Annotated in this window: 23 protein-coding genes and 2 tRNA genes; 9 read left to right on the top strand and 16 right to left on the bottom strand. The window is 66.9% G+C overall.

All coding sequences use genetic code 11. The annotated features are described in order from the left end of the window. The 6 genes from B1964_RS08015 to B1964_RS07990 form a co-directional block, all read right to left on the bottom strand. On the bottom strand, nucleotides 1-538 hold a 538-nt coding region (locus B1964_RS08015), incomplete at its 3' end, for a molybdenum cofactor guanylyltransferase (protein ID WP_253193923.1). A gap of 198 nt (nucleotides 539-736) precedes the next feature. After that, nucleotides 737-2,017, bottom strand: a complete 1,281-nt coding sequence (gene clpX / locus B1964_RS08010) for an ATP-dependent Clp protease ATP-binding subunit ClpX (RefSeq protein WP_006371265.1) — start codon at nucleotides 2,015-2,017, stop codon at nucleotides 737-739. 281 nt (nucleotides 2,018-2,298) lie between these two features. Next, nucleotides 2,299-2,994 (bottom strand): ATP-dependent Clp protease proteolytic subunit, encoded by a 696-nt coding sequence (locus B1964_RS08005; protein WP_006371264.1) that lies wholly within the window; start codon nucleotides 2,992-2,994, stop codon nucleotides 2,299-2,301. A 53-nt stretch (nucleotides 2,995-3,047) separates the two neighbouring features. Then, the gene (locus tag B1964_RS08000; RefSeq protein WP_006371263.1) at nucleotides 3,048-3,623 is read right to left on the bottom strand and encodes an ATP-dependent Clp protease proteolytic subunit; all 576 of its coding nucleotides are present in this window, start codon (nucleotides 3,621-3,623) and stop codon (nucleotides 3,048-3,050) included. A gap of 397 nt (nucleotides 3,624-4,020) precedes the next feature. Continuing rightward, complete coding sequence (gene tig / locus B1964_RS07995) at nucleotides 4,021-5,448, bottom strand: trigger factor (RefSeq protein ID WP_006371262.1); 1,428 nt, start codon at nucleotides 5,446-5,448, stop codon at nucleotides 4,021-4,023. A gap of 96 nt (nucleotides 5,449-5,544) precedes the next feature. Further along, nucleotides 5,545-5,618 (bottom strand) — tRNA-Pro (locus B1964_RS07990). 232 nt (nucleotides 5,619-5,850) lie between these two features. On the opposite strand from B1964_RS07990, the gene B1964_RS07985 reads away from it, so the two are divergent. Further along, nucleotides 5,851-5,921 (top strand) — tRNA-Gly (locus B1964_RS07985). 84 nt (nucleotides 5,922-6,005) lie between these two features. Here the strand turns inward: B1964_RS07985 and B1964_RS07980 are convergent. Next, nucleotides 6,006-6,671, bottom strand: a complete 666-nt coding sequence (locus B1964_RS07980; RefSeq protein WP_006371261.1) for a response regulator transcription factor — start codon at nucleotides 6,669-6,671, stop codon at nucleotides 6,006-6,008. Continuing rightward, nucleotides 6,671-7,978, bottom strand: coding sequence for a histidine kinase (locus tag B1964_RS07975; protein WP_079929439.1), 1,308 nt, complete (start codon nucleotides 7,976-7,978; stop codon nucleotides 6,671-6,673). The genes B1964_RS07980 and B1964_RS07975 overlap by 1 nt, the downstream gene beginning before the upstream one ends. A gap of 170 nt (nucleotides 7,979-8,148) precedes the next feature. Between B1964_RS07975 and B1964_RS07970 the strand changes: the two genes are divergently transcribed. From B1964_RS07970 to B1964_RS07950, 5 genes are all read left to right on the top strand, one after another. Next, nucleotides 8,149-8,376: a hypothetical protein gene (locus B1964_RS07970; protein WP_253193922.1), complete on the top strand. Its 228-nt coding sequence runs from the start codon at nucleotides 8,149-8,151 to the stop codon at nucleotides 8,374-8,376. Beyond that, nucleotides 8,373-9,836, top strand: a complete 1,464-nt coding sequence (locus tag B1964_RS07965; protein WP_079929437.1) for a cytochrome P450 — start codon at nucleotides 8,373-8,375, stop codon at nucleotides 9,834-9,836. The genes B1964_RS07970 and B1964_RS07965 overlap by 4 nt, the downstream gene beginning before the upstream one ends. A 67-nt stretch (nucleotides 9,837-9,903) precedes the next feature. Then, nucleotides 9,904-10,089 carry a hypothetical protein gene (locus tag B1964_RS30375; RefSeq protein WP_035734553.1) on the top strand — a complete coding sequence of 62 codons (186 nt, stop codon included), beginning with the start codon at nucleotides 9,904-9,906 and terminating at the stop codon, nucleotides 10,087-10,089. Between the two features lie 162 nt (nucleotides 10,090-10,251). Next, nucleotides 10,252-11,586, top strand: coding sequence for a lipase family protein (locus tag B1964_RS07955; RefSeq protein ID WP_079929436.1), 1,335 nt, complete (start codon nucleotides 10,252-10,254; stop codon nucleotides 11,584-11,586). A 223-nt stretch (nucleotides 11,587-11,809) separates the two neighbouring features. After that, entirely contained in the window at nucleotides 11,810-12,499 is a 690-nt protein-coding gene (locus B1964_RS07950; RefSeq protein WP_006371255.1) for a L,D-transpeptidase, read from the top strand. A gap of 94 nt (nucleotides 12,500-12,593) precedes the next feature. Here the strand turns inward: B1964_RS07950 and sthA are convergent, their stop codons facing one another. Then, the gene (sthA, locus tag B1964_RS07945) at nucleotides 12,594-14,042 is read right to left on the bottom strand and encodes a Si-specific NAD(P)(+) transhydrogenase (RefSeq protein ID WP_006371254.1); all 1,449 of its coding nucleotides are present in this window, start codon (nucleotides 14,040-14,042) and stop codon (nucleotides 12,594-12,596) included. Between the two features lie 119 nt (nucleotides 14,043-14,161). Further along, nucleotides 14,162-15,067 carry a PE-PPE domain-containing protein gene (locus B1964_RS07940; RefSeq protein ID WP_079929435.1) on the bottom strand — a complete coding sequence of 302 codons (906 nt, stop codon included), beginning with the start codon at nucleotides 15,065-15,067 and terminating at the stop codon, nucleotides 14,162-14,164. A 230-nt stretch (nucleotides 15,068-15,297) separates the two neighbouring features. Here B1964_RS07940 and B1964_RS30370 point away from each other — a divergent pair, with 230 nt between their 5' ends. Beyond that, nucleotides 15,298-15,438 (top strand): hypothetical protein, encoded by a 141-nt coding sequence (locus tag B1964_RS30370; protein WP_006371252.1) that lies wholly within the window; start codon nucleotides 15,298-15,300, stop codon nucleotides 15,436-15,438. 43 nt (nucleotides 15,439-15,481) lie between these two features. Here B1964_RS30370 and B1964_RS07935 read toward each other — a convergent pair whose 3' ends face one another. The 3 genes from B1964_RS07935 to B1964_RS07925 all read right to left on the bottom strand — a co-directional run bounded on the left by B1964_RS07935 (nucleotide 15,482) and on the right by B1964_RS07925 (nucleotide 17,575). Further along, nucleotides 15,482-16,285, bottom strand: coding sequence for an Fpg/Nei family DNA glycosylase (locus tag B1964_RS07935; RefSeq protein WP_079929434.1), 804 nt, complete (start codon nucleotides 16,283-16,285; stop codon nucleotides 15,482-15,484). A gap of 57 nt (nucleotides 16,286-16,342) precedes the next feature. After that, nucleotides 16,343-16,816, bottom strand: a complete 474-nt coding sequence (locus tag B1964_RS07930) for a ribose-5-phosphate isomerase (RefSeq protein WP_006371250.1) — start codon at nucleotides 16,814-16,816, stop codon at nucleotides 16,343-16,345. A gap of 153 nt (nucleotides 16,817-16,969) precedes the next feature. Beyond that, entirely contained in the window at nucleotides 16,970-17,575 is a 606-nt protein-coding gene (locus B1964_RS07925; protein ID WP_014359716.1) for a DsbA family protein, read from the bottom strand. A 168-nt stretch (nucleotides 17,576-17,743) separates the two neighbouring features. Here B1964_RS07925 and pepN point away from each other — a divergent pair, with 168 nt between their 5' ends. Further along, on the top strand, nucleotides 17,744-20,356 hold the full coding sequence (gene pepN / locus B1964_RS07920) for an aminopeptidase N (protein WP_079929433.1): 2,613 nt from the start codon (nucleotides 17,744-17,746) through the stop codon (nucleotides 20,354-20,356). Between the two features lie 24 nt (nucleotides 20,357-20,380). On the opposite strand, the gene B1964_RS07915 is transcribed toward pepN, so the two are convergent. After that, a complete protein-coding gene (locus B1964_RS07915; protein ID WP_014359714.1) occupies nucleotides 20,381-21,076 on the bottom strand; it encodes a response regulator in 696 nt (231 codons plus the stop codon). A 16-nt stretch (nucleotides 21,077-21,092) separates the two neighbouring features. Continuing rightward, nucleotides 21,093-22,676 carry a sensor histidine kinase gene (locus tag B1964_RS07910; RefSeq protein ID WP_014359713.1) on the bottom strand — a complete coding sequence of 528 codons (1,584 nt, stop codon included), beginning with the start codon at nucleotides 22,674-22,676 and terminating at the stop codon, nucleotides 21,093-21,095. Nucleotides 22,677-22,878: 202 nt separating this feature from the next. Here B1964_RS07910 and B1964_RS07905 point away from each other — a divergent pair, with 202 nt between their 5' ends. Then, nucleotides 22,879-24,282, top strand: a complete 1,404-nt coding sequence (locus tag B1964_RS07905) for a cation:dicarboxylase symporter family transporter (RefSeq protein WP_079929440.1) — start codon at nucleotides 22,879-22,881, stop codon at nucleotides 24,280-24,282. Nucleotides 24,283-24,486: 204 nt separating this feature from the next. Here B1964_RS07905 and B1964_RS07900 read toward each other — a convergent pair whose 3' ends face one another. Beyond that, nucleotides 24,487-24,981, bottom strand: coding sequence for a DUF5130 domain-containing protein (locus tag B1964_RS07900; protein WP_014359711.1), 495 nt, complete (start codon nucleotides 24,979-24,981; stop codon nucleotides 24,487-24,489). Nucleotides 24,982-24,993 lie beyond the last annotated feature (12 nt).

Genomic DNA, 24,993 nt, shown 5'->3' with positions numbered 1-24,993 from the left:
GGCGGGTCACCAGGGCATCGAGCGCTGCGGTCATCCGTCGCTCACCGGACTCGACCAGAGCGGCCACCGTGCTTGCGGCGCCCACCCGATAGATGGCCGCCATGGGGTGATCACGGTCGGCGTCGTGGGCGACGACCGCCTCGGTCGATTCGGTCATGGCCGCCGACAGTTCGGCCACCAGCCCCGGTGCGATCATCGGCATGTCGGTGGCGCACACGAACGCCATCTCGGCACCGTGCTCACCGGCGGTCGCCAACCCGGCCGCAAGACCGCCGAGCGGTCCTGCCCCTTGCTGCTCACCGGTGACCCACTGGGCCGGCGGACCACCCGTGCCATGCAGTTCCTGATACGCCGGGGAGCCGGTGGACGCGGCGACGAACACCCCGCGGTCGCAGCAGCCGTTGAGGACCTCGACGATGCTTGCCAGCATCGGCTGTCCTTCCCAATCCATCGCCGCCTTGTTGTGGCCCATTCGCCTGGAGCGTCCGCCGGCCAGGACCAGTCCGGCCAGATGTCGATCGTTCGTCTGCGCTGTCATGGGTCCAGTCTGGGCGATGACCACCGCGCCTGGTGTCGAGATCGCGATACCGGTGTCGCCCAACGGGAATTGAGCCCAACGGAATTGGGCCCGGTGGAGTTCAGCCCAGTGGGATTTGGCCGCATCCCACACGCCGACACGCTCCCGTCCGGAAGATTCCGGACGGGAGCGTCGGCGTCAGAGGGAGTGGTGTGCGTGTCAGGCGCTCTTGTCGCGCCGTTCGTCGTCGCTCTCGGCACGCGGAACGATCGTCGGGAGCACGTTGTCGTTCACCGTCTCGGCGGTGACGACGACCTTCTCGACGTCGGTGCGGCTCGGGATGTCGTACATCACCGGGAGCAGCACCTCTTCCATGATCGCGCGAAGACCGCGCGCCCCGGTGCCCCGATGGATGGCCTGATCGGCGATCGCCTCGAGTGCATCGGCGCTGAACTCGAGTTCGACGTTGTCCATCTCGAAAAGCTTGGTGTACTGCTTGACCAGCGCGTTTTTCGGTTCGGACAGAATCGACACGAGCGATTCCTTGTCCAGATTGGTCACCGACGCGATGATCGGCAGACGACCGATGAATTCCGGGATCAGCCCGAACTTGATGAGGTCCTCGGGCATCACCTCGGCGAAGTGATCGGTGACGTCCACATCGTTCTTGGAGGCCACCTCGTTGCCGAAACCGATGCCGCGCTTGCCGATTCGCTCGGAAATCACCTTTTCCAGGCCGGCGAAGGCGCCCGCCACGATGAACAACACGTTGGTGGTGTCGATCTGGATGAACTCCTGATGCGGATGCTTGCGTCCACCCTGCGGCGGCACCGATGCCTGTGTCCCCTCGAGGATCTTCAGCAACGCCTGCTGCACGCCTTCACCGGAGACGTCGCGCGTGATCGACGGGTTCTCGCTCTTGCGGGCGATCTTGTCGACCTCGTCGATGTAGATGATGCCGGTCTCGGCGCGCTTGACGTCGTAGTCGGCGGCCTGGATGAGCTTGAGGAGGATGTTCTCGACGTCCTCCCCGACGTACCCGGCCTCGGTGAGCGCCGTGGCGTCGGCGATCGCGAACGGGACGTTGAGCATCTTGGCGAGCGTCTGCGCGAGGTAGGTCTTGCCGCAACCGGTCGGGCCGAGCATGAGGATGTTGGACTTCATCAGCTCGACGGTCTCACCGCCACGAGCCTCTTTCTTCTCCCCGGCCTGGATGCGCTTGTAATGGTTGTAGACGGCCACTGCGAGCGTGCGCTTGGCCGTGTCCTGACCGATCACATAGTTCTCGAGGAATTCCTTGATCTCGGCAGGCTTGGGCAGCTCGTCGAGTTTCACGTCGCCGTTCTCGGCGAGTTCTTCCTCGATGATCTCGTTGCACAGGTCGATGCACTCGTCGCAGATGTACACGCCGGGACCGGCGATGAGCTTTTTGACCTGCTTCTGACTCTTTCCGCAGAAGGAGCACTTCAGCAGATCGCCACCGTCTCCGATTCGTGCCATCGTGTGCTGTACCTACTTCCTCGATGTTGCCTGGCTGCCGGGGGTCGTCGCCGCCACCGGATCGGCGACGATGGGGCAGTCGCGGCGCGGACGATCATGGCGTGCGACCAATACCGTGCTCGAACGGGCTCGCCACGAGTGTTCGCCCTCCCGACGGTACCCGCGCACGCCCGTTACTTCGACCGCTTGGGCCAAATGTCGCGAGAATGTCGTCCGGTCGGCCGCCCGGGACACCCCCGACGTCTCGACCGCACCACATGGGTGCCGGTGATGGACGCCGGCTACTTCTTCATGGACTTCTTGCGGTACTCGAACACCTCGTCCACGATGCCGTACTCCTTCGCGGCGTCGGCGGTGAGGATGTTGTCCCGATCGGTGTCCTTGCGGATCTTCTCGGCCGGCTGGCCGGTGTGCGAGGCCAGGATCTCGTCGAGCCGGTTGCGGATGCGCTCGATCTCGGCCGCCTGGATCTCGAGGTCGGAGACCTGTCCCTGGTAGGCACCACCGGTGCGTGGCTGGTGGATCAGGATCGTCGCGTTCGGCAGGGCCGCGCGCTTACCGGGCGTGCCGCCGGCGAGCAGGATCGCCGCCGCCGATGCCGCCTCGCCGAGGCACACGGTCACGATGTCGCAGTGCACGTACTGCATCGTGTCGTAGATGGCGAGCATGTCGGGCACACTGCCACCGGGTGAATTGATGTACATCGTGATGTCGCGGTCGGGGTCCTGCGACTCGAGGACCAGCAGCTGCGCCATCACGTCATTGGCAACGGTCTGGTCGATCGGCGTGCCGACGAAGACGATCCGCTCCTCGAAGAGCTTGGCGTACGGGTCGTACTGACGCTGGCCGTTGGGAGTGTGCTCGATGAACTGCGGAAGGATGTAGCGCGCCTCGATCGCCTTCAGCGCCAGCGCCGAGGCCGGGATTCCGGCGGCCACGTCGGCAGGCAGGGCGTCGGTGGTCAGATTGTGGGTCATTTCTGCTCCGTGAGGTTGGGATACGACGAATGGTCTGTGGAGGGTCCGGCGCGTCAGTTGACCGGCACCGCGCGCGTTATCACGTGGTCGACCAGTCCGTACGCCTTGGCCTCCTCGGCGGTGAACCACTTGTCGCGGTCGGCGTCGGCCTCGATCTTCTCCAGCGGCTGCCCACTGAACTCGGCGTTGAGCCGGTTCATCTCTTTCTTCGTCGCCGCGAACTGCTCGGCCTGGATGGCGATGTCGGCCGCGGTACCACCGATACCCGCCGACGGCTGGTGCATCATGATCCGCGAGTGCGGGAGCGCGTGGCGCTTACCGGGCGCGCCCGCGGCCAGCAGGAACTGGCCCATCGACGCGGCCATCCCCATCGCGTAGGTGGCGACGTCGCATTCGGCGAGCTGCATGGTGTCGAAGATCGCCATACCCGCGGTCACCGACCCACCGGGTGAGTTGATGTAGAGGTGGATGTCCTTGGTCGGATCCTCGGCGGCGAGCAGCAGGATCTGCGCGCACAGCCGGTTGGCGATGTCGTCGTCGACCTGCGTACCGAGGAAGATGATGCGCTCACGCAGCAGTCGCTCGAACACCGAATCGGTGAGATTGAGCCCGGCGACTCCCGAGCTCATCGAAGGAGTGCGGCTCATCGAAGGGATGTCATCAGTCGGCTTGCTCACGATTCCTACCTTTACCTGTCGGTGTGGTGCCGGGTCGGGGGCAACCCGACCGGCGTCGTGCGGGTCTACTCGACCCGCACGCGTTACGTTGATGCTCGTTACTTGCTACTCGTTTGTCCGGTGCCGTCTGCCGCGTCGGCTGTTGTTGGTCCCATCCCGGAATCTGTCGTTCGGCGTTTTCGTTCCGGCGTTTTCGTTCCGGCGTTGTCCCCGACACTAACCAATTCATTGCGTCCGGCACTCCCGGTGGCGCCGTACTTCGCTCACAGCAGAACACGGCACACGTCGGCGTGTCAGACGCGAACAGCCGGAGTCCATCGCTGGAATCCGGCTGTTCGTGGGGACGAGATCAGGCGTCGTCGCCCTTGGCGTCTGCGCTCTTGGCGTCGGTGTTGTCGGCGTCCGAGCTCTCGGTGTCGCCGGCAGCATCGTCGGCTGCGGCCGAATCGTCCACCTCGTCCTCACCATAGAACTCTGCGAGGTCGATCGAGTTACCATCGGAGTCGGTGACGCTGAACTTCCGGATGACGTCACCGAGCGCCTTGTTGCGGCGAACATCGGCGTAGACCGCACCGAGCTGGTTGGCCTGCGTCAGTTGCTGGATGAAGTCCTGCGGCGCGATCCCGTAGCGCTGTGCGGAGAACAGGATCTGCTGGGTCAGCTCGTCCTGGCCGACGACGGTCTCGAGCTGATCGGCGATCGCATCGAGCAGCAGCTCGGTGCGCACCGACTTCTCCGCGCTCTCGCGGGCCTCGGCTTCGAAGGCCTCGCGTGTGGTGCCCTGGGCCTCGAGTAGCTGGGCGAACACCGCCTCGTCGTGGCCGATGCTGTGCAACACCTGCTCGAGCTGCGACTCGACCTGTGACTCGACGACCTTCTCCGGCAAGGGGACGTCGACCTTGGCGAGCAGCTCGTCGACCACGGCGTCGCGGATCTGGTTGGCCTGCTCGAGCTTCTTGGACTGATCGACGCGCTCGGCGAGCGAGGCGCGCAGTTCGTCGACGGTGTCGAACTCGCTGGCCATCTGCGCGAACTCGTCGTCGAGTTCCGGCAGCTCACGCTCTTTGACGGAGTTGACCGTCACCGTCACCTGCGCTTCTTCCCCGGCATGGTCGCCGGCAACGAGCTTGGTGGTGAAGACCTTCGATTCTCCGGCTTTGAGCCCGACGAGGGCTTCGTCGAGTCCGTCGACGAGGTCACCGGAACCGACCTCGTGCGAGAGGCCCTCGGTGGAGGCTTCCTCGACGGCCTCGCCGTTCACACTGGCCGCCAGGTCGATGGACACCATGTCGCCGTTCTGGGCGGCGCGGTCGACACCGGCGAGGGTGCCGAAGCGGCTCCGCAGTTGCTCGATCTGCTCGTCCACGGCATTCTCGTCGTCGACGACGGCGGGCACCTCGACCGAGAGGGTCGAGAAGTCCGGGAGCTCGAGCTCGGGACGGACGTCGACCTCGGCCGAGAAGGTGATCGTCTCGCCGTACTTGAGTTCCTCGAGATCGATCTCGGGCTGGCCGATCGCCTTGGTGTCGGTCTCGGCGACCGCCTGGCTGTACTTGCCCGGCAGCGCATCGTTGACGACCTGCGCGAGGATCGAGTCGCGGCCGACGCGGGCTTCGATCAACTTGGCGGGCGCCTTGCCCGGACGGAATCCGGGGATGCGGATCTGCTGGGCCAGGGACTTGAACGCCCGATCGAAATCGCCCGAGAGCTCCTCGAACGGTACTTCCACGTTGAGCTTCACCCGGGTGGGGCTCAGCTGCTCGACGGTGCTCTTCACGCTTGGAATGCTCCTATTTCTCGCGTTGCGGACGTCATGTGCGTCGTGGCCCGTTCTGACGGGCCAGGCCGTTGCTGTCGTTCGGTCGGTACAGAGTCGGGATGACAGGATTTGAACCTGCGACCCTCCGCTCCCAAAGCGGATGCGCTACCAAGCTGCGCCACATCCCGGCGCCCGCATCGCGGCAACGCCACCGGGGTGGGGATGCGCGGACAGGACCGACCGATGATCTTACGGGTCACCCTCCATGAGACGAAACCCGGCCACCCGGATCGCCCTGCGCATTGATCTCTCGGATTCGCCGCAGAGGGGCGATTTCGGTTCGGGTACACCGAGCAGGTACAGTCTCATGCGCACCACAGCGGGTTCCGGCAACACCGGCAAGCACCGCTGACGGGGCACGCGGGTGTAGCTCAATGGTAGAGCCCTAGTCTTCCAAACTAGCTACGCGGGTTCGATTCCCGTCACCCGCTCGCGATCACGAGAGCCCGGCACGCCGCACGTGTCGGGCTCTCGGCGTTCGCCTCACCGGCCTCTTGCCTGCCTGGTCTCCCACGTCACCGACGGGGCTCGACGATCCCGTGGTCGAAGGCGTAGACCACAGCAGCGGCTCGGTCGCGGACGCCGAGTTTGGTGAAGATCTTGCCGATGTGGCTCTTCACGGTCACCACCGAGATCACGAGTTCCGCGGCGATCTCGTCGTTGGTGAGCCCCCGACCGATGAGGCCGAGAACGGTCAGCTCCCGCGAGGTCAGACCGTCGGGGGCCGCCTGCGGTGCGGTGGGTCCGGGCGCACTGCGATAGGTGTCGAGGACATGTGCGGTCACCGCGGGGTCGAGGACGGCCTCACCCTGCGCCACGAGACGCACCGCCCGGATGAGCTCCTCGGCCGGCGAATCCTTGAGCACGAATCCCGCCGCGCCGGCCCGCAATGCCCCGGACAGCAGTTGCTCGTCGCGGAAGGTGGTGAGGACCAGCACCGGCGGCGACACGTGACCGCTTCCGAGATCGTCGCGGAGGCGTCGGGTTGCCTCCACTCCCCCGATCCTGCGCATCCGGAGATCCATCACGACGACGTCGGGTCGGTGCCGGAGGACCATGTCGGACACCTCGTCGCCGTCGGAGCATTCGGCGACCACCTCGAAGCCGTCCCGCGGCCGCAGGATGCGTCGTAGTCCCGCCCGCACCAGGTCCTGGTCGTCGACCAGGGCAACCCGGGTCATCACCGTGGCTCGCTCACCGGTGAGCCGTTCGGTCGAGTCACCGGCATCGACCCGAAAGTCGTTGGTGGACAAGGCGTCTCAACCGATCCCTGCGGACCACTGGCGGCATCGACGAGACCTGCATCGGAACATTCGACCGCCGCCCCCGGAAACCGGGCATCCACACACCAGTGTCCGTCCACCACCCTCGTCACGAAGATGCCTCCGCAGTTTTCGACCCGCGAGGCCATTCCCGAGAGCCCGGAGCCACCGCGTGCCCGGCGCGCGTCGGCGGTCACCGGATTGCGGACGCGCACGACGAGAGCGCCACCGGGCTCGGGCCCGACCCGAACGGTGACAGTGCCGTGGGGCGCATGCCGTGCCGCGTTCGACAATGATTCCTGGACGACGCGATAGACGGCCAATCCGGTTCCGCCGGTGATCGTTTCGGAATCTCCGACGATCTCGGCGTCGAGATCGACTCCGGCCCTGCGGAATCCGTCGACGAGGTCGGGAAGGTCGGCGAAGCCCGGCTGCGGGGTGGACGACTCGGCGTCGGAGGTGCGGAGCAACTCCACCGTGCGTCGCACGTCTTGCATCGTCGCGCGGCCCACCTGTTCGGCGTCGACGAGTGCATCGACGGCTTCGGCGACGTCGTCGTGTTCCTGCAACGCCCGTCGGGCGGCGGTGACGTTGAGCATCATGATGCTCAACGAGTGTGCGAGAACGTCGTGCACCTCGCCGGCGATCTCGGCGCGATCGAGTGCCATCTGCTGTTCCTGGGCGCGCCGTTCCGCAGTCAGCAGGAGTAGCTGTTTCTGTAGCAGATAGCCGACCACGCCGCCGAAGCCGACCATGAGGACGAACAACCACGCCTGGGCGATGACCCCGGCCAGTCCGCCACCGATCGCGGTCGCCGACAGGGCGATCGTCGAGATGATCGCCTCCCGTCGGGTGGCCACCGCGGCGGTGATCGTCGCACACAGTGGAAGCAACAGTGTGGCCACATCGACCTCGACGGGAACCTGCCAGAAGCACACCACCGCCGCGAGTGTGAATGCGGGCAGCCCGAGAATCCACGGCTTCCAGCGGAGAATGCTGGGCTGCCACCCGCGGTAGAGGCACGCGAGGTGCGGTCCGAGGGCCAGCACCACGGCCGCCGCGATCGGAATCCACTGCGTGCCGGACGGGCCGACGACCACGCGCTGCACGACCGCCGCGACGGCGAGCGTGAACACACCGAGGTCGGAGATCAGCATGTAACTCGTCGGGTAATCGAACCCGAAGATCACCAGGGCGTGCCGGTAGTGGGCCTCCAACCAGCGCATTCGCCCAGCCTATCGCCGCCGCCGCGTTTGCACATCCACCCACGGTCGGAGGTCGCCTCCACCCCGAGTAGGTCGACAAAGATCCGCCTGCGGGGCGCTGACCAGGGAGTTCGATCTCCATAGCGTGAGTGGTACCCGGATTGACCGGGTTCATCGGACGAGGAGCAACCATGCTGATCCTGCTGATCGCCGCCGCCACCCTCATGACCCTCTTCTGGCTCTTGCACAGCCCTGATGACATGAACTTCCGTGGCCGTGAAACCGACATCGCCTATGCGGCACGAGAGAACCGCGCACGTTCGGCACGCCGACCCCGACCGTCGCGGGTGCGCACGGCACCCCGGTCGTCGATGCCGCGGCTGCCGGGTGCGACCCGACCGGCGGGGGCCCGCGCATGACCGCATCGACCGAGTACCACCCCGCGCTCACCGGGCGGTGGTTCGACGCCGCCCCGGACGCGGCGTCGGGGTTGGTATCGACGTGCGCCGAGGCGGGACCGCTGAGCGCGTCGGACGCCGACGCCCTACCGGCACCGCCGACGCCCCGTCGCGCAACGGTCCGCAACGCGCTGCGATTCGCCCGTCGCGAGGGGGATGTGGTGTTCGCCGACGCGGCGCGATGTGGCGACGTGCTCACCTACGATCTGCCCGGCGCGCCCGGACGATTGGTGGTGATCTCCGATCCCGCTCACGTCCGCTCGGTACTGACGGCCGATCCGGCGATCGCCCCCTCGGCGACGCGGCTGTCACCGTTGCGGCCGATCGTCGGTCCCGACTCGGTGCTCACCACCCTCGCCGAGCAGCACCGCAGGCAACGGACGGCGCTGCTGCCGTCATTCCATCGCACCTCGGTCGCGCGGTACACAGATGTGATCGAACAGGCTTCGGCGGCGCATCTCGATCGCTGGCCGACAAACCGCCGGGTCCGGGTCGACCGCATCGCCCAGGCGATCACCCTCGACGTCATCATGGCCGTGATCTTCGGCATCCACGCCGCCGACGGCGTCCTCACCGACGATGTTCCCGACGTGGCGACCACCGCCGAGCGGCACCTCCGCGACGCCACCCGGCGCTTCCTGCGCTGGTCGTCGTCGGCGGTCGGTACCGTCGCGCAATTGCTCAACGCCTCGCATCCGGAGCCCGTCGGCCTGCTCGCGTGGGGTGTTCGGCACCTGGATGCGGCGATCGCAGAGGTGATCGCCGAACGTCGCGCCGGGGGCCACGCCAGTGACGACGATGTGATGTCGGCATTGCTGGCGGCGCGTGCCATCGACGGACTCCCGTTGTCCGACAGCGAGATCCGCGACGAGCTCGTGTCACTGCTGCTCGCCGGTCACGAAACCACGGCCACCACGATCGCCTGGGCCTTCGAACGCCTCACCCGTCACCCCGAGGTGTATGCGCAGGCTCGCTCGGCCGCCGCCGAGGGCGACGACGAGTTCGTGGGCGCGGTGATCACCGAGACGATGCGGTGCCGCCCGGTGGTGCCGTCGGTCGCGCGGGAACTGCAGCGCCCGTGGCGATTCGGCACCCACCGCTGCGAGTCCGGAGACATCGCCGTGGTGAGCACCCTGCTCCTGCACCATCGCGACGACTTCTATCCCCATCCCTTCGATTTCCGGCCGGACCGGTTCATCGGCACCCGGACCGACCCGATGACGCTGCTGCCCTTCGGCGGCGGAAACCGTCGTTGCCTCGGCGCCCACCTGGCGATGACCGAGCTCCAGATCGTCGTGGGCGACATCCTGCGGCGGGTCGAACTGGAGACCCACGACCGCCCCGCGGAACGCCCCCGCTACCGCAACGTCACGATGATCCCCGCCCGTGGCGGAACCGTCCGGGCACTCTCGGTCGACTGATCTCGCCACCGCAACCCGCACCTCACCTGGCATGTGATCTTCGCCACATCGCGCGTAGCCTGGGGACATGTCTTCCAGTCACGTCAAGAGTCAGCGCAAGTGCCCGTCATGCGGGGCGAATCTCCATGTCCGCAAGGACGTCACCGAGACCACCGGCGGAAATCGGCGGGTCGACACCATGCTCGTGTGCCGTGACGAAGCCTGCTCCGAGCCGGCCCGTCACCTGCACACAGAACATCTCCAGCCCGCCTGAGCAACCGCCCGCGAACTCGCGGGTAACCCCCGTCACACCTGGTCATTCGTTCCAGTTGACACCGCATGCCACCCCATTCACATTGTGAATCCTGTCGGGGGACATGACCGGTGTGGCCGTCGGCGCCACAGGTCTTCGTACCAGGACCTCGATGGGGGATTCGTGCTCTTCTCTCTCGGTGGTGGTCGCGCGCGTGCGGCCACTCTCCCCAACCCACTGTTCGGATCTCGCCGATCGAGCGTGCCGCGCACCGGTGAGACCCCGCCCGCACGGGTACGCCGTCTGGCCCTCGCAGCCGTGGCGGCCACCGTGACCACCGCGACGGTGTCGAGTGGTTGGCTCGGCGTCGGCCCCGCCCACGCCGACGACGTCGCGCTCCCCACCGCGTTGCCCGACTCCTTCTATTCCCAGCCCGCCGACATCGCCACTCATCGCGACGGCGACATTCTCGCGGTGCGCCCGCGGACCACTCCGCCCGGCTTCTTCGACGTACGGACCTATCAGTTGAAGTTCCGGTCGTCCGACAGCCAGGGCAAGCCGATCGCCGCGGTCACCACCCTGCTGGTCCCGATCCACAAGCAGGTCAACGGACCACTGTTGTCGTTTCAGCACATCATCAACGCGGTGGGACTCGAATGCGCGCCGTCGCAGGCCCTCTGGACCACCGACCCGAACCTGACCATCCGAGAGGCACCGGGCCTCAACGGCGCCCTTCAACGCGGGTGGACGGTCTCGATCCCCGATCATCTGGGCCCGCGCAGCGCCTACGGGGCTGCGCGGCTGGGCGGCCAGATCGCCCTCGACGCCACCCGCGCCGTCCAACGCTTCGCCCCCGCCCAGGTCGCCAGGAGCAAGGTCGCGATGGCGGGCTACTCCGGCGGCGGCATGGCAACCGCGTGGGCCGCTGCGCTGGCGCCGACCTACGCGCCGGAGCTGAACATCGTCGGCGCAGCGTACGGCGGTGTCCCGATGGATCTGATCAAGATGGCCGAGGGCTTGGGGTACAACAATCCGCATCCCGCCTTCGGCCTGGCCTTCGCTGCGGCGATCGGCCTGTCCCGCGAGTATCCGCAGCAGATCCCGATGATGAAATTCCTTTCACCACTCGGGAAGCAGATGTACTCCGAGATGCGCAACGCGTGCACCAACGACATCCTGCGCCTCGGCGCGGGTCACTCGGCCAAGCAGGTCTCGGTGGGCGGTGAGCAGATCTTCGAGGACCCGACTGCACGACGCGTCGTCCAGGACAACAGCCTCGCCTTCTATCCGGGTGTGGCCAAGACCCCGATCTTCGAGTGGCACAGTCCGACCGACGTATTGATCCCGGTGGCCTCGATCGATCAGACGATGCGGCGATACTGCCGGGCCGGGACTCGTGTGCAGCACTTCTCCACGCCGTCGCCCGATCACATGTCGGCGGCGGTGATCGGACTGCTCCCCGCGTTCGACTATCTCGGTGACCGGTTCGCCGGATTGCCGGCTCCCAGCACCTGCTGAGGTCGCACGAGGTGGGGACACGCTCCGGTTGATGTGACTGCAATCACACCCTCCGTTTCCGGCGCCCTCACCTCCGGTTTCCAGATGCCGCATCGCGACTACACGACGGTGACGTAGCCTGATCGCCCAATGTCCTTTGGCCCCATGGCAACAGTTGTGTAACGATGGTGCCTGCGCCCCGGGGGTGCGCCCGGATGTCCCACAAGCAAAGGTTTCCACTTCCGTGCTGAACACCACAAACTCACCTCGCCGTCGTCGCGGCATGAGCCGCCTCGTGGCCATCGTCCTCGGCGTGATCGCTGTGGCCCTTGCGCTGCCGGGCATGGCGCAGGCCGCCCCCGTCACGGTCATCCCCGGACTACCGCCGGTCGAGATCCCGTCGATCCCGGGTCTGCCGACCCCGCCGGCCGCACCGCCGTCGACGACCACGCCGCCTCCGACGTCCACCACCCCGGAAACCCCCGGAGTGCCCGCGGAGCCGAACGTCTCGACCCCGACCGGTTGGGTTGCCCTCGCCCAGGATTCGACGCACACCATCTACTGGTGGAAGGACGGCACCTTCGTCAAGTCGATGCCGATCTCGATGGGCTCCGATGCCCACCCGACTCCGAACGGCGTGTACCACACCAAGGAGAAGTACCGTGACATGTACATGGACTCCTCCACCTACGGTGTTCCCGTCGATTCGCCCGGTGGGTACCGCACCTACGTCGAGTACGCGACCCGCATGTCCTGGGACGGCATCTTCATTCACGCCGCTCCGTGGTCGGTCGAGCAGCAGGGTCACAGCAATGTGAGCCACGGTTGCATCAACGTGAGCACCGAGAACGGCAAGTGGGTCTACGACACCATCGGTCGCGGCACCCCGATCGTCGTTCGCGGCACCGTCGGCGGCCAGTACACCGGCGACTGATCCCCACCCTCCTCGTACCGACGAAGGGCCGGCCCAACCTGGGCCGGCCCTTCGTCGTCGTCAGGGGCTTGATCGACTCAGGGCACCGATCCGGTCAGGCCACCGGCGCCGACACATCGAGATCCAGCGATCGCCCCTCCGCGCGCACCCGCGCGATCGCCCGCATCTTGTTCGACGCATCGAGTGCGGCCACCTTGTACCCCTCGGCCAGCGTCGGGTAGTTGAACACCGCGTCGACCAGGTAGTCGACGGTGCCGCCGAGACCCATCACGGTCTGGCCGATGTGGACCAGTTCGGCAGCGTTCGACCCGAAGGCATGGACGCCGAGCAGCGTGCGGTCCTCGGCGTGCACGAGAAGCTTGAGCAATCCGTAGGAGTCCCCCATGATCGCTCCGCGCGCGAGCTCGCGATACCGGGCCACACCCACCTCGAACGGGATGTTGTCGGTGGTCAGTTGATCCTCGGTCCGGCCGACGAAGCTGATCTCGGGGATCGCGTAGATCCCGATGGGTTGCAGGTCGGTCGGGGTGTGTCCGACCGGCTCGCCGAAGGCGTGATATGCCGCGCGGCGTCCCTGCTCCATCGAGGTGGCCGCCAGCGCCGGGAATCCGATGATGTCGCCGACCGCATAGATGTGCTCGACCTCGGTGCGGAAATGCTCGTCGACCTTCAGCCGCCCACGGTTGTCGGCGGTGAGCCCCGCGGCCTCGACCGCGAGCTCATCGGAAACACCTTGACGCCCTGCGGAATACAGAACGGTGTCGGCGGGGATCTGCTTTCCCGATTCCAGGATGGTCAGGGTTCCCGAGGGGTGGGTCTCGACGGTGCGCACGTGCTCGCCGAAACGGAAGGTGACGCCACGTTCCCGGAGCTGATACTGCAGGGCCTCGACGATCTCCCGGTCACAGAAATCGAGCATCGCCGGCCGCTGCTCGATGACGGTGACCTTGGTGCCCAGCGCCGCGAACATCGACGCGTACTCGATGCCGATCACCCCGGCGCCGACCACCACCATCGATCCCGGAACGCGGTCGAGTTCGAGGATCTGATCGGAGTCGACGACGGTCTCCCCGTCGAAGTCGACCGACGACGGGCGCGCCGGGCGGGTGCCGACCGCGACGACGAAGTGGTCGGCGGATACGTGTTTGAGGTCTCCGGTGGCGTCCTCGATCGCGATCTCGTGCGGGCCGGTGAAGGTCGCGCTGCCGATGAGCGTCACAACGCCGTTGCGGGCCAACTGACTCTGGATGACGTCGATCTCCTTGCCGACGACGTGCATCGTCCGCGCGGTGAGGTCGGCCACGGTGATGTCGGTCTTGAGTCGGTACGACTGTCCGTAGAGCTCTCGCTGGTTCAGGCCGGTCAGATAGAGCACGGCCTCTCGGAGGGTTTTCGATGGGATGGTGCCGGTGTTGATGCACACGCCGCCCATCATGTGTTTGCGTTCGACGATCGCGGCGCGTTTGCCGAGTTTGGCCGCCGCAATCGCCGCTTTCTGACCTGCCGGTCCTGACCCGATGACGACGATGTCGTAATGATCCACCGTGGATCCTTCGCTCGATGTGTCCGTGGCTCGGCGGTGTATCGATCACCGCAGGTGATCGGTACCGCCCGGACAAGTGTCACCCAGGTCGACAGATCCCACGACTCGAGCGGGAGTCCTCAGGCCGCCAGGTCGGCCGGGCCCATGGTGAAGGTGGCCTGCACCTGCATCCATTGGGCCAGCGCCTCACAGCCGGTGGTCAGCGGATCGGTCACCGAGTCCCGGCGGTACGGCTCGTCGTGGTAAGCGGTGTGTCTGCCGCCCGCCCGATTGCGGATGACCATGCCGCGCCAGGCGATCACACCGGGCAGGTAGCCGCGAACCTCCCGCCATGCCGAACCCAGCCGTTCGACGTCGCGCAACCACTGCGCCGGTCGCACCGAGGTTGCCCGCGCATTCTGGAAGGAGTTGCTGCGCAACACTTTCCACGTCTGTGACAGCCAGCGTCGGGGGGCGGCGAAGGTGAGGGTGTCGGTGAGATCGGCGATATCGCGGACGAACGAATCCCGCGAGGCGTTGCAGATCATGTCCTCGGGGGCGCCGACCCACCAGACCGGGATGCGCTCGGGGATCGCCGGACCCGGCCCGGCCACTCCCCACCCGTCGCATCCCGCAACGACGCCGGGCGGCTGATGGGGGTCGGCGACGAATCCGACCGCCACGACACGGCTCAGCGCGCGCATGTCGGCACGTGCGTCGAGATCGGCCAGCAGGCGTCGGATCACCACCGCGCCCTGTGAATAGCCGATGATCATCACCGGTCCGACGACCGCGTGCAGCGCCGCGGCCAGTGCGCGTTGCCCGGCGGCGACGCTGTCGGCGTAGCTGATACCCGAAAGATGAGGTGCCGGACCGTAACTCGCCGGGTAGCCCACCCAGCGGGTGTCGAACCGGTCGTCGAGGACATCGGTGACGCCGGAGAGCAGTCCGGTGACCTCGGTGCGCATGTCACCGTCGTAGGACTCTCCGGTTCCGCCGACCACCAGAACCGTCACCGCGTGCACCGGGTCGGTGTGGGCTGTCATGACTCCATCGTCGCGATGGTCGATGAGAGGGGCCGGACAGTCGGCTGAGGGCCGGATGAGAGTTGGACCATCGCGCTGTGATGCCTGGTCACCGACGTGCCGAGGGTGCCCAGGATCACCTGGATTCCGGTTGCGTAACACATTCGTAACGCGAACAATGGACGAGGTCGAATACGGTCGCGAACCGTCGACGATCACCATCCCCGAGAAGTACGAAAGAAGCGGTACCCATGTCGTTCGCACGTCTGCGTGAACGTTTCCTCCCCTCCGGCCACAACCACCGTCGGCTCTACGAGCGCATCGCCCTGATGTCGTCCGGAGCCCAGCGCGACGAGCTGCTCGTCATGGCGCAGCGTCACGAAAGTCGCTGACCCTCAAGCACTTCCCATGCTGACGCAGCCACTGGTATGGCCGTCACCGCTGACAGTGGGGACACCAGTACAGGTTTCGGCCCACGAGTTCGGTGGTCGCGATCGGGGTTCGGCAGATCCGACAGGGTTCTCCGGTGCGCCGGTACACATAGGTGCGTGGCCGATCCGGTGCGTACGACCCCGGCCCGTGATCGTCTTCCGGCCGAATCACGTGAATTCGCCCGCGCCGCACACCGATTCGCATGAGGGCGACGAGGTCGGCCCACATGTCGTCGAAGGCCTCCCGATCGACGGTGCGCCCGGCCCGCATCGGGTCGAGACGTGCACGAAAAAGGACCTCGGCACGATAGACGTTACCCACGCCGGCCATCACCTTCTGATCCATCAGCAGGGCGCCGATCGGTCGTGACGACCGGTGGATCGCCTGCCACGCACGCTCCGGGTCGGCGTCGGACCGTAGTGGGTCCGGGCCGAGCCGCGCGACGAGGTCCTCGAGGTCGGCAGGCGTGTACAACTCGCAGGCGGTCGGCCCGCGCAGGTCGGTGCCCACCTCGTCTCCGGCGATCCGCATCCGGACCTGTCCGACGGGCTCCCCCATCGGCAGCGCGAGTTCGGAGAACGAGCCGTAGAGCCCGAGGTGGACGTGCAGCAGTTGGGTCCGCTTGCCGTCGCGGTAGCGCTGTATGAGGTGCTTACCCCACGCCTGCGCGCGATGGAACTCCATGCCGTCGACCACCGCGGCGCCCTCGGCAAAACGCCCCTGCGGGCTCGACACCCGCACCCGCTGCCCACCGAAGAGCTTCTGTTGACGCCGGGCGAGGCGATGCAGGGTATGCCCCTCAGGCATCGACGACCACCGTCGCCGAACTCGCCGATGTCGCCACCGTCACCGAGTGCGCTGCCCTCAGGACTCGGGGACGGCCGGCGCCACACCGGTCTTCTCGAACTCCGAGAGGATGTCGATGCGACGCTGGTGACGCGGTTCCTCCGACCACTTCGCCGCCAAGAAGGCGTCGACGATCGCCAGCGCCTCCTCGGTGGTGTGCATCCGTCCACCGATCCCCATCAACTGCGCATTGTTGTGCTGGCGAGCGAGCTGGGCCGTCTCGACGCTCCACGCCAGGGCGCACCGCGCACCGGGCACCTTGTTCGCGGCGATCTGTTCGCCGTTTCCACTGCCGCCGAGCACGATTCCGAGGCTGCCCGGATCGGCCACCACCTTCTCCGCTGCGGCGATGCAGAATGCCGGGTAATCATCGGCGGCGTCGTAGACGTGTGCCCCGCAGTCGATCACCTCATGACCGTTGGACCGCAGATGCTCGGCGATGGCCGCCTTGAGTTCGAAGCCGGCATGATCTCCACCCACGTATACGCGCATGCGCCTCACTATAGATCCCGCCCACCCGCGATTCCGGTGCCGGGTGACGACCCGACAGTGATCGTCACCCCCCGAGACCATGGGGTTACCCCCGGACGACTCCGCCCCGGCGACCGGAGGAGAGTCGTCGGGGCGGAGTACACTCAGGGGCGGTCAGTCGAATTCGGGGTCCTCGTTGCGAGAGCGCTTGAGCTCGAAGAAGTGTGGGTAGGACGCCAGTGCCACCGCACCGTCCCACACCGTGCCCGCGGTCTCCCCGCGCGGGATGCGCGAGAGCACGGGACCGAAGAAGGCCACATCATTGATGTGGATGGTCGGCGTGCCGACGTCGTCGCCGACCTTGTCCATCCCGCGGTGATGGCTCTCCCGAATCGCCTCGTCGAACTCGGTGGAGTCGGCGGCTTCGGCCAGCGTCGGATCGAGATCGAGTTCGGCGAGCGACTCGGCGATCACCACGTCGAAATCCTTGTTCTGTCCGTTGTGGATACGGGTACCCATCGCGGTGTAGAGGGGGGCGAGAATCGACTCACCCTTCGCCGCGGCCGCTGCGGCGATCACGCGGACCGGCTTCCATGCCTGTTTGAGGCCCTCGCGGTAGCTGTCGGGGATGTCGCGCCCCTCGTTGAGCACGGCCAGGCTCATGATGTGGAAATTGACTTCGATGTCGCGCACCTTCTCGACCTCGAGGATCCACCGCGAGGTGATCCAGCACCATGGGCACAGCGGGTCGAACCAGAAATCCACACGATCCTTCGACATACGTCTTCCCTTCTTCTCGACGATTCCCGGACACCCTTCTGCTCACACCGGGTGCGCGGCGAACTCGGCCCACTCAACCCGCGCGCGGCCGAGCCCATTCCATCCGATCCTGCTCCCCCGGCGTCGCGTCGGCACCCCCGATCGCCGCCGAGCACTAAGCTGGCCGCTGTGACTGCCCCGAATCTCACCCGTGATCAGGCCCGCGAGCGCGCCGCCACCGTCGACGTGTCCCACTACGCCATCGACCTCGATCTCACCGACGGCAACGGCGCGCCGGGCGCCACCACCTTCGCCTCCACCACGACGGTGACTTTCACCGCCACTCAGGGCGCATCGACCGTCATCGATCTCGTTGCGCCGACCCTGCGCTCGGCGACGCTCAACGGCACCGAACTCGACGTCACCGGCTTCGACGAGTCCGTCGGCATCGAGTTGCCCGGGCTGGCCGCCGAGAACACCCTGACCGTGGTGGCCGACTGCGCATACTCGAACACCGGCGAGGGGCTCCACCGCTTCGTCGACCCCACCGACGACTCGGTGTACCTGTACTCGCAGTTCGAAACCGCCGATGCCAAGCGGATGTTCGCATGTTTCGATCAGCCCGACCTGAAGGCCACCTACACGCTGACGGTCACCGCACCCACCGACTGGAAGGTGATCTCCAACGCGCCCGAGGTCGCCACCGCCGCCGCCGAACCCGGAGTGCACCGCTTCCGGGAGACGCCGACGATGAGCACCTACCTCGTGGCCCTGATCGCCGGACCCTACGCCGAATGGACCGATTCCTACACCGACGAGCACGGCACCATCCCCCTGGGGATCTATTGCCGGGCCTCACTGGCGGAGTTCATGGACGCCGACCGGTTGTTCACCGAGACCAAGCAGGGATTCGCCTTCTACCACAAGAACTTCGGTATCCCCTACGCCTTCGGCAAGTACGACCAGCTCTTCGTTCCGGAGTTCAACGCGGGCGCCATGGAGAATGCCGGGGCGGTGACCTTCCTGGAGGACTACGTCTTCCGCTCCCGCGTCACCAACTATCTCTACGAGCGGCGGGCCGAGACCGTCCTGCACGAGATGGCCCACATGTGGTTCGGCGACCTCGTCACCATGAAATGGTGGGATGACCTGTGGCTCAACGAATCCTTCGCCACCTTCGCCTCGGTGCTGTGCCAGGCGGAGGCAACCGAGTACACCAGCGCCTGGACCACCTTCGCCAACGTCGAGAAGTCGTGGGCCTACCGTCAGGACCAGTTGCCCTCAACGCATCCGGTGGCCGCCGACATCCCCGACATCGCCGCGGTCGAGGTGAACTTCGACGGCATCACCTACGCCAAGGGCGCGTCGGTACTCAAACAGCTCGTCGCCTACGTCGGACTCGAGGACTTCCTCGCCGGTCTGCGCGACTACTTCTCCGCGCACCGCTTCGGCAACGCAACCTTCTCCGATCTCCTTGCCGCACTGGAGAAATCGTCGGGCCGCGATTTGTCCGACTGGGGTGGGCAGTGGCTCAAGACCACCGGCATCAACGTGTTGCGCCCGGACTTCGAGCTCGACGACTCGGGCGCTTTCACCCGGTTCACGATCGTGCAGGACGGTGCGGTCCCGGGCGCGGGTGGCGCGGACAATTCGTCGGCGGTGGGCGCGACGAGGGTGCACCGGCTGCGGGTCGGCATCTATGACGACGGCGACTCGGGCGCGTTGACCCGTACGCACAGCATCGAACTCGACGTCGAGGGCGAACGCACCGACGTCGCCGATCTGCTCGGCGTCCACCGCGGCAAGCTGATCCTGATCAACGACGACGACCTCACCTACGCCTCGGTGCGGCTCGACCCGGATTCGTTGTCGACCGCGACCACCCGGATCGGCGACATCAGCGATTCGATGCCGCGCACCCTGGTGTGGTCGGCGGCGTGGGAGATGACCCGTCAGGCCGAGATGGCCGCCCGCGACTTCGTCGAGTTGGTCGAGCGCGGGATCGTCGCCGAAACCGAGATCGGGGTGGTCCAGCGAGTCCTGTTGCAGGCCACCACCGCCATCGAGTCCTACGCCGACCCCACGTGGGCCGAGCAGACCGGGCGTCGGAGTTTCTCGGCGCGGCTGCTGGAACTCGCCCGCGCCGCCGAGCCCGGCTCGGATCACCAGTTGGCCTTCGTCAACACCCTGTTGGCCGGTGCCCTCGACGAGGGTCAGGTCGGCGTGGCCAAAGGTCTGCTCGATGGTGACGACCCAGCGTCGCACGGACTGTCCGGGCTCACCGTCGACACCGATCTGCGGTGGCGGCTGGTGATCGCGCTGGCCACCGCGGGCGCCATCGACACCGACCCCGACTCGACCCCGGTCATCGATGCCGAGGCCGAGCGCGACAACACCGCCGCCGGTGCCCGGCAGGCCGCAACGGCCCGTGCCGCCCGCCCGCTCGCGCAGGCGAAAGCCGACGCCTGGGCCCAGGCCGTCGACGACGATTCGGCCTCGAACATCTTCACCCGATCGGTCGTCGCCGGCTTCGCCCGACCCGGTCAGGGTGCGCTGCTGGGCGAGTACGTCGCGAAGTTCTTCGACGCCGTGCCCGGTGTGTGGTCGCGGCGTTCGAGCGAGGTCGCCCAGACGGTGGTGGTCGGGCTCTACCCGTCGTGGGAGATCAGTGAGGCCGGTCTCGCCGCCGCCGATGAGTTCCTGGCCGCCGACCATCCCGCCGCGCTCAAGCGCCTCATCGTCGAAGGCCGTGCGGGAGTGGAACGTTCACTGCGCGCTCGGGCGTTCGACGCCACTCGCTGACCGCCGTGGCCGGCGGCCGACCGCTCAGCGTGCCCGCCACACGTAGCGGATCTGCGGTCGACCGGTGTTGCCGTACTCGGTGACCCGGTCGACCGTACCGTCGTCGGCGAGGCGCTCGAGGTAGCGCCAGGCCGTCACCCGGGAGCTACCGATCGCGCCGGCGACCTCCGAGGCGGTCAGACCGTCGGTGCTGTCGCGGATGGCACGTCCGACGGCGTCCTCGGTGTCCGGGGAGCGCCCCTTCGCGGCGGTACGCCGGGTGTCGGCGGTGCGCAGATTCGCCAACGCACGATCGATGTCGCGTTGACTCACCGCGTCTCCCCCACCGGTCAGCGCCTCGCGATAGCTCAGATACTGCCGGATCTTCTCACCGAATGCCGCGAAGGTGAACGGCTTGATGAGATAGAGCAGCACACCGTGGGCCATCGCGCTACGAACCGAGTCCAGGTCTCGTTGCGCGGTGATCGCGATGATGTCGGGGGACGGGACGATGCCCGACAGTGCCGAGGCCAGCGAGATGCCGCTCGCGTCGGGCAGGCCGAGGTCGAGCAGGACGAGGTCGACGGGGTGGGCGCCGTCGGCGGCCGCGGTGGCCCGGCGCAGCGCCTCCTGCGCGGTGGCCGCATGGGCGACTACGTCGAATCCACCGATCCGGGAAAGGAAGTCGACGTGTGCGGCGGCGATCACCTGGTCGTCCTCGACGACGAGTACCCGGATCATCTCGCCTCTGCTCGCATCATCTGAGCCTCCCGGCGTCCGGTTCGGTCGGTGTCGACGCCTGCGCGCCGGCCGTGATCTCGACGCCGACCACCGAACCGTAGGTGTTCTCCGCTCGGATCGTACCGCCGTGCAGGTGCACGACCTGGGCGACCAACGCGAGACCGAGTCCGCGTCCGGCCGTGTCACCACCGGCTTTCGTCGAGTAACCGCGGCGTCGCGCTCGAGCGAACTCGTCGGGAGTCATGCCGGGTCCGGAATCGGCGACCACCACGTGTACGTGGGCAGCGTCGCCGATGACGGTCACCTCGACCCAGGGATCATCCGGGTCGACGGCGTCGAGCGCGTTGTCGATCAGATTGCCCACCACGGTGATCATCTCGCCGGCCGAAAGGATCTGCGTCGCATGGTCATCGACCATCGAGTCCTCGGTGAGTGTCAGTTCGACACCGCGTTCGGCGGCCTGTGCCGTCTTACCGAGCAACAATGCCGCCAGCGTCGGCTCGACCACCGCGTCGCCGACCCGGTCGACGAGTTTCTGGGAGAGTTCGAGATTCTCGGTGGCCATGCGCACGGCGTCGCCCGACCGTCCCATCTCGATCAACGCCACGATCGTGTGCAGGCGGTTCGCCGACTCATGCGCCTGCGACCGCAGCGCCTCGGCGAAGCGTGTCATCGAGTCGAGTTCACCCATCGCCTCGGCCACCTCGGTGCGGTCGCGGATGGTGATCACCGCGGCATCCCGACCGGGCACCGGTGACCGATTCACCATCAGTACTCGCCCTCCCTCGGCGACGAGAACGTCACGCAACGGTTCGGTGCCCGACGTCATGAACTCCGGGATATGAAGCGGCTCATCGGTTCCCAGCAGGCGGCGCGCCTCGTCGTTGACGAGTACCGGGCGCGACGAATCGACGACGACGAGTCCCTCACGAACCGCGTGCAGGACCGCATCGTGATGGTCGTACATCACCCGCAACTCCGTCGGCGTGAGCCCACCGGTATGACGGAGCAGACGCCGACGGATCGCCCACAAGCCGACCAACGCGATCACCAGGGCGACGCCGCCGATGGCGCCGATGAGCGGCAGTTGTGACACCCAGTCCTCGGTCAACGTCGACTGGGTGATGCCCGCGGCCACCGCGCCGACGATGGTGCCGTCGCCGGCGCGGACCGGAGCGATGGTGCGGACCGACGGACCGAGTGTGCCGGTGTAGATCTCGGTGAACGTCTGCCCCCGCAGCGCCGGTTCGATGGTGCCCAGGTAGTGGCCGCCGATGAACCGGGGATCGGTGTGGGTGTAGCGGATGCCGTGGGTGTTCATGATGGTGATGAACGCGATGCCGGTGGCCTGCCGGATGTGTTCGGTGACCGGCTGCAGTTGCGTCGTCGGGTCCGGTGAGGTGATCGCCGCGGCGGTCGACGGGGCGTCGGCGATACTCACCGCCACCGCGGTCACCTGCTCCCGCGCCGCACGATTCGCGTCGGCACGGGCATCGACGACCGCGAGCAGGCTGCCCACCACGACGATCGCGATGACCACCGCGACCTGCAATGCGACCGCCTGCCCGGCCAGCGACCGCGGCAGCAACCGTGCCCTCACCCGTGCGCCTCCTCGTTCTCCACCACCGGCCCCAACCTGACACATCGTGCCGGACCGGCGCACTCACACTGCCCGATCGAGGTGGTCCACGCCACTGAACGAAATGAACTCAATGGTGACCGGGGTCACCGTGACGCCGAAGAATTCTCAGTCAGCACCTCCCATCGCCGTACGCGAGGGCGGGACGAGAAAGGACTCACTGATGAACATCAGGTCGAACACGGCGGGCACCGCCGATTTCCCGGCCACCCCGCGCAAGAAGCGGGACCGCACCCATTGGCTCTACATCTCGGTGATCATCGCGGTGGTCGCCGGCGTGGCCGTCGGGTTGATCTGGCCGGAAGTGGGCAAGGACATCGGCGTGCTGGGCACGATGTTCGTCGCCCTCATCAAGATGATGATCGCGCCGGTGATCTTCTGCACCATCGTCCTGGGCATCGGATCGGTCCGCAAGGCCGCCACCGTCGGCAAGGTCGGCGGCCTGGCCTTCGTCTACTTCCTCGTGATGTCGACCGTCGCCCTGGCCATCGGCCTGGTCGTGGGCAACCTCATCAAGCCCGGCACCGGTCTCAACATCTCTGCGGTGGCCGGTCAGGGCGCCGCGCTGGCGGAGAAGGCGCACGAATCGGGCGGAACGATGGAGTTCATCGAGGGCATCATCCCCACCTCGCTGCTGTCGTCGCTCACCGAGGGCAGCGTGCTGCAGGCCCTGTTCGTGGCGTTGCTCGTCGGCTTCGCCATCCAGGCCATGGGGCGCACGGGCGAACCCATCCTCAACGCGGTGGCCTACTTCCAGAAGCTGGTCTTCAAGGTCCTCACCATGATCCTGTGGGTCGCCCCGATCGGCGCCTTCGGTGCGATCGCCAACGTCGTCGGCCAGACCGGCTGGGCTGCGGTGGGCCAGCTACTGGTGCTCATGGTCGCGTTCTACCTGACCTGCCTGGTGTTCGTGTTCGGTGTGCTGGGAGTGCTGCTCAAGACCTCCGCCGGGGTGTCGATCTTCAAGCTGGTCCGGTACCTGGCCCGCGAGTACATCCTGATCTTCGCGACCTCGTCGTCGGAGTCCGCGCTGCCCCGGCTGATCGCCAAGATGGAACACCTCGGTGTCGAGAAGACGACCGTCGGAGTCGTCGTGCCGACCGGCTACTCGTTCAATCTCGACGGCACCGCGATCTACCTGACCATGGCCTCGCTGTTCATCGCCGACGCCATGGGTGATCCGCTGTCGATCCCGGAGCAGATCGGTCTCCTGGCATTCATGATCATCGCCTCCAAGGGCGCCGCCGGCGTCAGCGGCGCCGGCCTGGCCACGCTCGCCGGCGGGCTGCAGGCCCACCGACCGGAGATGCTCGACGGCGTCGGCCTCATCGTCGGGATCGACCGCTTCATGTCGGAGGCGCGTGCGGTCACCAACTTCTCCGGTAACGCCGTGGCCACTATGCTCGTCGGCTCGTGGACCGGAACCGTCGACAAAGCGCGTGTCGAGGAGGTTCTCGCCGGCCGCGACCCGTTCAACGAACAGGACATGGTCGACGAGGAACCGCTCGACCGGCCACGCACCCACGACGACACGATCGTCACGGAAAAGGAACTCGCCGCACGCTGAACGCCGATTGGCACATCATCGGGTGCCAAGAGACGCCGGCGCCGGTCACTCCCACCAGGAGTGACCGGCGCCGGCATCTGCACGCAGTGGTCGGTTGTAAGGGGCCCTGCGGGCGTGCACGCTCGGCCGGGCACCCACCGAAACGCCGATGCGGGGCTCTCGGTGGAGAGCCCCGCATCGGCGCGAAGAAACGAGATCCGGTGATCAGGAAGGTGCGGCAGCGGTCGCGACGACGTGCAGTGCGGCGATCAGCCCGTCGATGAGCTGACCGGACCGGAAGCTGCCGATCGCGGCGGTCACACCGAGTTGGGCGACCCGATCGTTGACCCGGTCGGCCACCCGCGCACCGGAGACGACAACGACGTCGTGGGTGTTGGGCGACACGGCGATCAGCGCGCCGTTGGCAGGCTCGGGAGCCTGTGCGAGGACCGCGCGCGCGTCGGCGACGGCGTCCTCACCGAGTTCACCGATGTAGACCGAGAAACGCACGAGGGCCTTCTCGCTGGCAGCCTTGAGTGCGTCGTCGAGATCGATCAGATCCCGCTGCGAGAACGGCGGGGTGCTCGGTGCCTGGCCGGGAAACCGGGTCGCCGAGACGCGACCGCTGTTGGTGATCACCGTTCCCATCGGGAGCGCGGTGGTCGGCGACAGCTTGACGTTGCCGCCCTGCGCGGCGCCGGGTGTGCCGGCCTGAGTCACTTCACCACTTGC

Source organism: Gordonia sp. i37, from assembly GCF_002043085.1.
GTDB classification, from domain to species: Bacteria; Actinomycetota; Actinomycetes; order Mycobacteriales; family Mycobacteriaceae; genus Gordonia; species Gordonia polyisoprenivorans.
The sequence above is the reverse complement of the archived record's forward strand: the minus strand, read 5'-3'. Positions and strand labels throughout refer to the sequence as shown.

Excerpts from the sequence above, each read along its gene's own strand:
- B1964_RS07940 (WP_079929435.1), bottom strand. The coding sequence starts at position 15,067 with ATGACAGCCCACACCGACCCGGTGCACGCGGTGACGGTTCTGGTGGTC.
- B1964_RS07905 (WP_079929440.1), top strand. The coding sequence starts at position 22,879 with ATGAACATCAGGTCGAACACGGCGGGCACCGCCGATTTCCCGGCCACC.
- B1964_RS07935 (WP_079929434.1), bottom strand. The coding sequence starts at position 16,285 with ATGCCTGAGGGGCATACCCTGCATCGCCTCGCCCGGCGTCAACAGAAG.
- B1964_RS07970 (WP_253193922.1), top strand. The coding sequence starts at position 8,149 with ATGCTGATCCTGCTGATCGCCGCCGCCACCCTCATGACCCTCTTCTGG.
- B1964_RS08000 (WP_006371263.1), bottom strand. The coding sequence starts at position 3,623 with ATGAGCTCGGGAGTCGCCGGGCTCAATCTCACCGATTCGGTGTTCGAG.
- B1964_RS07965 (WP_079929437.1), top strand. The coding sequence starts at position 8,373 with ATGACCGCATCGACCGAGTACCACCCCGCGCTCACCGGGCGGTGGTTC.
- B1964_RS07980 (WP_006371261.1), bottom strand. The coding sequence starts at position 6,671 with ATGACCCGGGTTGCCCTGGTCGACGACCAGGACCTGGTGCGGGCGGGA.
- B1964_RS07975 (WP_079929439.1), bottom strand. The coding sequence starts at position 7,978 with ATGCGCTGGTTGGAGGCCCACTACCGGCACGCCCTGGTGATCTTCGGG.
- B1964_RS30375 (WP_035734553.1), top strand. The coding sequence starts at position 9,904 with ATGTCTTCCAGTCACGTCAAGAGTCAGCGCAAGTGCCCGTCATGCGGG.
- B1964_RS08005 (WP_006371264.1), bottom strand. The coding sequence starts at position 2,994 with ATGACCCACAATCTGACCACCGACGCCCTGCCTGCCGACGTGGCCGCC.
- B1964_RS07925 (WP_014359716.1), bottom strand. The coding sequence starts at position 17,575 with ATGTCGAAGGATCGTGTGGATTTCTGGTTCGACCCGCTGTGCCCATGG.
- B1964_RS30370 (WP_006371252.1), top strand. The coding sequence starts at position 15,298 with ATGTCGTTCGCACGTCTGCGTGAACGTTTCCTCCCCTCCGGCCACAAC.
- clpX (WP_006371265.1), bottom strand. The coding sequence starts at position 2,017 with ATGGCACGAATCGGAGACGGTGGCGATCTGCTGAAGTGCTCCTTCTGC.
- B1964_RS07930 (WP_006371250.1), bottom strand. The coding sequence starts at position 16,816 with ATGCGCGTATACGTGGGTGGAGATCATGCCGGCTTCGAACTCAAGGCG.
- B1964_RS07915 (WP_014359714.1), bottom strand. The coding sequence starts at position 21,076 with ATGATCCGGGTACTCGTCGTCGAGGACGACCAGGTGATCGCCGCCGCA.